This window comes from Streptomyces sp. NPDC002690, from assembly GCF_053592415.1.
Map to the genome: position 1 here is coordinate 1 of NZ_JBSFVR010000725.1, position 1444 is coordinate 1444.

A 1444-nucleotide genomic window follows, 5' to 3' on the forward strand; every position below is an offset into this window, starting at 1 on the left:
GCAACGTCGCCGCCACAGCCGGCGACACCGCACCACCCACCAGCAACCCGCACACCGCGAGCACGAACGCGACCACCACGGCACCCAGCCGGGTGGCGCTTCGCCCACGGCCGACCCCGTCCACGGGACCCGGTGGCCGTGCTGTGTGTATTCGATCCATCCCGGTACTCCTTCGTGCGGCTCGTACGGCAGCGGGCTCGGTCGCCCGGGTGCCGGCCGCGGCAGGAGGAGCCGCAGCGCCCTGGTAGATGCGCGGGACGGATGGGGATAACAGAAATCTCCAAGAAACTTCTCCCCAAAGAGCGGAGCTTCTCGCGCCCGGCCCGGCCGGAGCGCCGGCGAGCCAGAAACCGCCGGGCCGCCTCCACTGCACGACCATGCGGCTCTTCCTCCGCCAACGCACCTTTTCTACAAGCGGGTTGTGGGACGCATCAGGCCATCTGACCGGCCGCCCGACGTCTCGTAATGGATCTTTACAGCCCACCGGCGCTGTGCCACCATGCGGGCTCCTGGCGTGATCGATCGGATGAATGACCGGTGGGGCGGAGACCATGACAGAGCACCGGGCCGGCACCGAGGAGGATGTCGCCTCTCTCGTGCACTCCGCGCGGGACGGTGACGCGCGGGCGATGGAGCGGCTGGTCGCCCTCCACCTGCCACTGATCTACGGGATCGTCGGCCGGTCCCTGAACGGACACGCGGACGCCGACGACCTCGTTCAGGAGACCATGCTGCGGATCGTCCGCGGTCTGCCCGAACTGCGCGAGCCCGAGAGGTTCCGCTCGTGGGCGGTGGCCATCGCGTACCGGGAGATCCAACAGCACCAACGGCGCGCGGGCGGCGCGAACACCTCCCGCCGTGACGTCGAGGGCGTGGCCGACCCCCTGCCGGACTTCGCCGAACGCACGGTCGCCGAACTGGCCCTGACCGGCCAACGCCGCAATCTCGCCCGGGCGACCCGCTGGCTCGACCCCACCGACCGCCAGGTGCTGGCCCTCTACTGGGAGGAGGCGTCGGGCCGCCTCACCCGGTCCGAACTCGCCGCTTCCCTCGGCCTGGACCGCAAGCACACGGCCGTGCGGGTCCAGCGGATGAAGGAGCGACTGGAGGCTGCACGCACCCTGGTCCACGCCCTGTCGGCCACCCCCCGCTGCCCGGGGCTCGTGTCCGAGGCGCGGGAGTGGGACGGGACGAGCGGCGCGCTGTGGCGCAAGCGCCTCAGCCGTCATGTGCGGGACTGCCCGCAGTGCCACGCCCATCACGACGGCCTCGTCTCCCCGGAGAACCTGCTGCCCGGCATCGGGCTCGTCGCCGTACCGGGGGTCCTGCTGGTGTGGCTCCGCCAGACCGCCGCTGCGGCAGCGTCCGGCACCCCTTCCCTGGCGGCCCGGCTGCGCGAGCCGCTCTCCGTGGCGGGTTCCAAGGCGAAGGCAACGGCCGCGGT

Annotated in this window: 1 protein-coding gene; it reads left to right on the forward strand. The window is 71.7% G+C overall.

Going from position 1 to position 1444, the window contains the following annotated elements; all coding sequences use genetic code 11:
* Positions 1 to 551: 551 nt before the first annotated feature.
* Positions 552 to 1444 (forward strand): RNA polymerase sigma factor (locus tag ACWD3D_RS37060; protein ID WP_451465023.1); only part of this gene is annotated, 893 nt, incomplete at its 3' end.